Genomic DNA, 5,897 nt, shown 5'->3' on the forward strand with positions numbered 1-5,897 from the left:
TCCGAAATAGCGCGTATCGCCGCGCTCAAGCAGCATATGCTTATATTAAAAAACTGCGGGATTATATGACGCCGGGCCATCAGCCCGCAAGCTGAAAAACCCTGTTCAGGATGCGGCCAATAGCGTCTTCAAGTCTTGCGCGATCGCGTCTGGGCTGCTTCCGTAAGGCACAAGCAGCCTCAAACGCCCATTTGGATCATAGACATAGGTTCCGGCACTGTGGTCGATCAAATAGTCGTCCGCCGCCTTGACCGCGGTTTTTTGATAGACCACCTTGTATTCCTTCGCCAGCCGCCTCAGCGTGTCCGCGTCGGCGACCATGCCCAGAAAGCTCGGGTTGAAGGCCGGCACAAACTGCTTCAGCAGGTCCGGGGTATCGCGCTGCGGGTCCACCGTCACGAAAATCACCTGCACCCGGTCGGCCTGCTGCCCCAGTTGCTGCAATGCGGCCGCAAAATCCGACAGCGTGGTGGGGCAGACATCCGGACAGTGGATATAGCCAAAGAAAATGGCTACGGCCTTGCCCTTGAAATCCGCCAGCGTGCGCACCCTGCCATTGTGGTCGGTCAGCCTGAAATCGCGCGCGAAGGCGGCACCGGTGATATCGGTCGCCAGGAATGTCGGGGGTTGCGGGGCGGGCTGGCAGCCCGCCAGTGCGAGCGCAGCCGCGACGCCGGCTGCGGCCAGCCAGCCGGTCACGCCTTGATCTGCTCGAACAGCTGCCCCGGAACGTCGGCCAGGCGGTATTTGCCGGATTCAACGGCCTTCGCCAGTTTTTCCAGTGTCGTCTCCTGCAGCAGGTCGATGATTTTTTTCTTTACCGGAACCCAACGGAAATGCAGCGGACAGGCGGTTTCGTCGCTGCATTTCTTCAGCCCCAGCAGGCAACTCTGGGTAAACGCCGGCCCTTCGGTCAGCAGCAGGATCTGCATCAAGGTGATCTTGTCGCCGTCTTCGCGCAGGCAGAAACCGCCCAAACGGCCGCGAAAGGAAAACAGCAGGCTGCCCTTGGCCAGGCTTTGCAGGATTTTTGCCAGATAGGGCGCAGGCACGCCGAGTTCCGCGGCGATATCCTTGTTCAGCACGGGCGTGGCGCCTGGCTGGGTGGCCATGTAGATCAGCGCCTGCACGGCATATTGACTGGTTCGGGAGAGGATCATCTCGTGCCCCTGTGAGGGAATTGGCACAATATAAAACAATCCTGTCCTAATATCCAGATACAGACCTAATTACCCATATAAATCAAACGGGTATTCGAAAATAGTGGTCGGCCAGCATGATCGCGAATAACGCGCTCAGATACCAGATGGAATAACGGAAAGTTTCTTTCGCCAGGGCGTCACTGTATTGGCGGTAGAGCCGCCAACCGTACTGGATGAAGCGGCCTCCCAGCAACACCGCACCAAGCAGATAAATCCAGCCACCCATGCCGGTTCCGACCGGCAGCATGGTGACGGCAAACAGCAGCAGGGTGTAAAGCAGCACATGCAGGCGGGTATAGGCTTCGCCGTGCGTCACCGGCAGCATCGGCAGTCCGGCCTTGGCGTACTCCTCGCGCCGGTAGAGCGCCAACGCCCAGAAATGCGGCGGTGTCCAGGCAAAAATGATCAGAAACAGCAGCAAGGCATCATGGTGGATTTCGCCGGTGGCCGCCGCCCAACCAAGCACCGGCGGCATGGCGCCGGAAGCCCCGCCGATCACGATGTTCTGCGGTGTGGCCGGTTTCAGCACGACGGTATAAATGACGGCATAGCCGACAAAGGTGGCCAGCGTGAGCCACATGGTGAGCGGATTGACAAAAACGTTCAGCAGGTAGAGTCCGGCGCCTCCCACCACACCGGCAAACACCAGTGTCTGCGTGCGGGTGAGCTCGCCGCGGGGCAGCGGGCGCGCGCGCGTGCGCGCCATGACGGCGTCGATTTTCTGCTCGATCAGGCAATTGAACGCCGCCGCTGCGCCCGCCACCAGCGCGATTCCCAGCGTCCCCGCCCACAGCGCATTCCAGCCTGGCCAGCCCGGCACGGCGAGAAACATGCCGATCACCGCCGTGAACACGACCAGGCTGACCACCCGCAGCTTGCATAGCGCCAGAAACTGCCGGCAGCGGCAGGCCGTGCCCTGAATCATCAAGGATTCCATGCTCATCTCCTGCGTACCCGATAGTTCAGCGCCACCAGGCTGGCCAGCAGCAGCGCCGCGCCGGCATTGTGGGAAACCGCTATCGCCAGCGGCAGGCCGAGCAGGACATTGGCGATGCCCAGCGCAACCTGCAGCGCCAGCAGCCCCGCCACGGCCACCCCCATGCCGGCGTAACCCGGGGTGCGCAGCAGGCGCAGCACCAGCCAGCCCAGATACGCTACCACGATCAAGGCCATGGTCCGGTGCGTCCAATGGATGGCCGTCAGCGCCGTCAGCGGCAACAGTTCACCGGAAGCGGTTTCGCCCAGTTCGCGGTGCAGCGTGAACGCATGCTCGAAGTCCATCGGCGGCATCCACATTCCCTGGCACAGGGGATAATCGGTGCACGCCAGCGCTGCATAGTTGGTGCTCACCCAGCCTCCCAGCGCAATCTGCATTACCACCAGGGCCAGCCCGAACGCCGCGCTGCGGCGCAAATGGTCGACCCGTGCAAAATAGGCGTGGCTGAAGCGGCCGCGTTCGCGCAGCCACAGCCACACCAGCAGCGACAGCGTGGCCATGCCCCCCAGCAGATGCGCGCTGACGATCAGCGGCTTGAGCAACAGGGTGACCGTCCACATCCCCAGCAACGCCTGAAATACGATCAGCGCCAGCAATGCCGCAGGCAGGGCGGGGCCGCCGTTCGTCTCGCGTCGCCCGCGCCAGGCCAGCACGGCAATGGCCAGGACCAGCAGCCCCAGCGTGCCGGCAAAGTAGCGATGCGCCATTTCCTTCCACGCCTTGGCGTGCGAGACCGGGCCATCAGGGCGCACGGCGAGTTCGGCGTTGATCGCATCAACCGCATGATGTGGCGTCAGCTTGCCATAGCAGCCGGGCCAGTCGGGGCAGCCCAGGCCGGCATCGGAAAGGCGAACGTAAGCCCCCAGGTTCACGACCCCGAACGCGAGGATCAACGCAGCCAGAATGAAATTGCGGTATGTCGCCATGGTCAGTTGCCCGAATCAGCCTATCTGGGAAGCCTTGAGCAGGAGCTTGAGGTCCTTCATCATGCGCTTGGCATCGACCTGGGCAGGAAAGCGCAACATCAGGTTGCCCAGCGGGTCGACCAGATAGACATGCCCAGCCCGATTCTGCCCAGCGGGAAACTGGGCAACGAAAGCCGGATTGTCCGGCCGCCACACATGCAGACCGGGATGCTCGTGCAACAGCGCCGCCGCGGGTGCGCCGGTGCCGGTCAGCACCCACAGCCGCTCCACCCGGGACTGTTCCTTGCCCTGCGCGATCCGCGTCTGCCGCATGAGATACAGCTGCTGCGCGCACGCTGCGTCGCAGCGTGGCGCTCCCACGTGCACCATCACCCATTTGCCGCGCAGCGCATCCAGACTGAAGGGCCTGCCATCGAGCGCCGTCCCCGCCGTCTGCTGCAAGGGCACGACCTTGAGTAGATCCCCGTAATTGGCGTGGCCCGCCGGGCGCCAGCCGAAGTAAGCCAGGTAGGCGGCTGCCACCGGCATCACGAACACGCCGATCAACAACAGGAATTTACTGCGCTGGGTCAATTGCATGGGGCTGACTAAATTGTGTTTCGGGACGGGGAGTTCACGTCGCCGGCACGCTGACGTTTCACATTCATCACCAGCCACAAAATCGCCAGCGTCGTTGCCAGACTGTACCACTGGAAAGCATAGCCGACGTGCATGCCGACCCCGCTGTCGGGGCGCGGCCAGTGGCGCTGCAAGCCGTCATTCTGCGCACTGGTCTGCAACAGCAGGACCGGTTGCAGCCTCAGCCCGCTGGCGCTCGCATAACGCGCAAAGTCGAGGTTCTGCCAGACCCGCCCCTGTGGCGCGGCATGCGCCAGTTCGACATAGCGGGTATGCGGGTCGACTGCCATGCCTTCCAGCCTCACCCTGCCCGCGGGCACCGGCGGCAGCGGAATCTGCTCGCGGGTGCGCCCCGCCGCCACCCAGCCGCGATTGACCAGAATGGCGGTTGCGCTGCCGTCGATTCTGAGCGGCGTCAGCACGTGGTAACCCGCGACGCCGTTCATCACCCGGTTGTCGAGCAGGATGGTGTGCGCATCGTCAAATACGCCCCGTGCTTCCAGCTTGCGGTACAGCACGCTGTCGCGGTCGAGCAGTGCGCCGCCGACGTGGATGGGGGGTTCGCGCAGCGCCGCATCGTAACGCGCCTGCAGGGTGCGCTTGGTTTCGGCGCGTCCGCTTTGCCAGTTGCCGAGCGCCAGCGTCAATGCAAAGAAGAACAGCGCGGCCAGGGTAGGCCACAAGGTCGGGGCAAAGCGCCATGATCCGATACGCAGTTTCAGCAAGTGCATGGGCGGAGCGATGCAGTTAGACTGGGATTTTGCCGAGCCGCTTTTTCCATGCGCATCATTGCCCTGCTTTTCATTGTCTTCATCCTGGCCAGCCTTGCCAGCGCGCTCTACTATCTCATCAAGGACAAGGGGCAGTCCGATCGCACCGTCAAAATGCTCACCGTGCGCGTTGCGCTCTCGCTCATCCTGTTCCTCTTGCTGATGGGCGGATATTACTTCGGAGTCATCCCGCAAAGCGGGCTGCGCTGACCCGATGCCTCAATAAAAAGCCGCACCCCAGGATTTTTATTCGATTCGAGAAGCACGGCCTGGACGGTTTGCGCGCCTGCCTTGCGGATGACTCAGATCATCCAGTAAACCAGGATGAACAGCAGCACCCACACCACATCGACAAAGTGCCAGTACCACGATACCGCCTCGAACGCGAAGTGGTGGTCAGGCGTGAAATGGCCGGCGATCGAACGCAGCAGCATGACAAGCAGCATCGTCGTTCCCACCAGAACGTGAAAGCCATGGAAGCCGGTCAGCATGAAGAAGGTGGCGCCGTAGACGCCGGCGCCGAGGGTCAGCCCCAATTCGGTATAGGCATGGTGGTATTCGTAGACCTGCAAGCCCAGGAAAGTCGCCCCCAGAGCCACCGTCATCACCAGGCCTGAAACCAGTTGCCGGCGATTGTTTTTTTTCAGTCCCCAGTGCGCCCAGGTCACGGTCACGCCGGAACTCAGCAGCAACAGGGTATTGATGGCCGGAATCCCCCAGGCGCCCATCGGGGTGAACTTGAGCCCGTCCGCCGCCAGCCCCGGCCCCGCGGTAGGCCAGGCGGCCTGGAATGCCGGCCACAACTGCCGCATGGTGTCGCCCTCGCCGAGCCAGGGTACCGACAGCACGCGGGTGTAGAACAATGCCCCAAAAAAGGCGGCGAAGAACATCACCTCGGAAAAGATGAACCAGCTCATCGACCAGCGGTACGACGAGTCGACCTGCTTGTTGTAGCGCCCCGCCTCGCTGTCGCGGATGACTTCGCCAAACCAGCCGAACATCATGAACAGCAGGATCGCCACACCGGCCAGCAGCACCCAGCCGCCGTTGTCGACCCCGCGTATGGTCATGACGCCGCCCACGGCCATCAGCAGCAGTGCGACCGAGCCGACGATCGGCCACAGCGAAGGTTGCGGCAGATAATATTTATCGGTTTGTGCCAGGCTCATGTCTTCCCCTCCCCCTTGTCCGTTGACCCTTCATTTCACGAACTGCACTATCAGATAGACCGCCAGCAACACCGTCAGCACGAACACGACTCCGCCGGCCAGTCCTGCGACGACGATCTGCGCCGGGCTCAGGTTTTGCGCATCGGCATCGTAATCGCGCCGCTTGCGCACGCCGAAGAAGCTCCAGAACACGGCGAGCGCGGCCGTGAGATGAC

9 protein-coding genes are annotated in these 5,897 nt (G+C 62.5%); 1 reads left to right on the top strand and 8 read right to left on the bottom strand.

All coding sequences use genetic code 11. From position 1 onward, the window contains the following. Positions 1-105: 105 nt before the first annotated feature. From BGO62_RS13760 to BGO62_RS13785, 6 genes are all read right to left on the bottom strand, one after another. The gene (locus BGO62_RS13760; protein ID WP_296640827.1) at positions 106-699 is read right to left on the bottom strand and encodes an SCO family protein; all 594 of its coding nucleotides are present in this window, start codon (positions 697-699) and stop codon (positions 106-108) included. Then, entirely contained in the window at positions 696-1,160 is a 465-nt protein-coding gene (locus BGO62_RS13765) for an Rrf2 family transcriptional regulator (RefSeq protein ID WP_296643509.1), read from the bottom strand. Before BGO62_RS13765 ends, BGO62_RS13760 begins: the two co-directional genes overlap by 4 nt. Before the next feature lie 82 nt (positions 1,161-1,242). Beyond that, entirely contained in the window at positions 1,243-2,139 is an 897-nt protein-coding gene (gene cyoE, locus BGO62_RS13770) for a heme o synthase (protein ID WP_296643511.1), read from the bottom strand. Positions 2,140-2,141: 2 nt separating this feature from the next. Then, positions 2,142-3,125 (bottom strand): COX15/CtaA family protein, encoded by a 984-nt coding sequence (locus tag BGO62_RS13775; protein ID WP_296643512.1) that lies wholly within the window; start codon positions 3,123-3,125, stop codon positions 2,142-2,144. A gap of 15 nt (positions 3,126-3,140) precedes the next feature. Further along, complete coding sequence (locus BGO62_RS13780) at positions 3,141-3,704, bottom strand: hypothetical protein (RefSeq protein WP_296643513.1); 564 nt, start codon at positions 3,702-3,704, stop codon at positions 3,141-3,143. An 8-nt stretch (positions 3,705-3,712) separates the two neighbouring features. Further along, entirely contained in the window at positions 3,713-4,474 is a 762-nt protein-coding gene (locus BGO62_RS13785; protein ID WP_296643515.1) for an SURF1 family protein, read from the bottom strand. Between the two features lie 48 nt (positions 4,475-4,522). Between BGO62_RS13785 and BGO62_RS13790 the strand changes: the two genes are divergently transcribed. Continuing rightward, a complete protein-coding gene (locus BGO62_RS13790) occupies positions 4,523-4,723 on the top strand; it encodes a twin transmembrane helix small protein (protein WP_296643516.1) in 201 nt (66 codons plus the stop codon). Positions 4,724-4,815: 92 nt separating this feature from the next. On the opposite strand, the gene BGO62_RS13795 is transcribed toward BGO62_RS13790, so the two are convergent. Both BGO62_RS13795 and BGO62_RS13800 read right to left on the bottom strand, forming a co-directional pair. Further along, positions 4,816-5,682, bottom strand: coding sequence for a cytochrome c oxidase subunit 3 (locus BGO62_RS13795; protein ID WP_296642968.1), 867 nt, complete (start codon positions 5,680-5,682; stop codon positions 4,816-4,818). Between the two features lie 30 nt (positions 5,683-5,712). Beyond that, positions 5,713-5,897 (bottom strand): DUF2970 domain-containing protein (locus tag BGO62_RS13800; RefSeq protein ID WP_296643518.1); only part of this gene is annotated, 185 nt, incomplete at its 5' end.

It is taken from the genome of Thiobacillus sp. 65-1402 (assembly GCF_001897685.1).
Lineage (GTDB): Bacteria > Pseudomonadota > Gammaproteobacteria > Burkholderiales > Thiobacillaceae > Thiobacillus.

Bases quoted from the DNA above. Each gene is read 5' to 3' on its own strand.
- BGO62_RS13765 (WP_296643509.1), bottom strand. From the start codon at position 1,160: ATGATCCTCTCCCGAACCAGTCAATATGCCGTGCAGGCGCTGATCTAC.
- cyoE (WP_296643511.1), bottom strand. From the start codon at position 2,139: ATGGAATCCTTGATGATTCAGGGCACGGCCTGCCGCTGCCGGCAGTTT.
- BGO62_RS13775 (WP_296643512.1), bottom strand. From the start codon at position 3,125: ATGGCGACATACCGCAATTTCATTCTGGCTGCGTTGATCCTCGCGTTC.
- BGO62_RS13780 (WP_296643513.1), bottom strand. From the start codon at position 3,704: ATGCAATTGACCCAGCGCAGTAAATTCCTGTTGTTGATCGGCGTGTTC.
- BGO62_RS13785 (WP_296643515.1), bottom strand. From the start codon at position 4,474: ATGCACTTGCTGAAACTGCGTATCGGATCATGGCGCTTTGCCCCGACC.
- BGO62_RS13790 (WP_296643516.1), top strand. From the start codon at position 4,523: ATGCGCATCATTGCCCTGCTTTTCATTGTCTTCATCCTGGCCAGCCTT.
- BGO62_RS13795 (WP_296642968.1), bottom strand. From the start codon at position 5,682: ATGAGCCTGGCACAAACCGATAAATATTATCTGCCGCAACCTTCGCTG.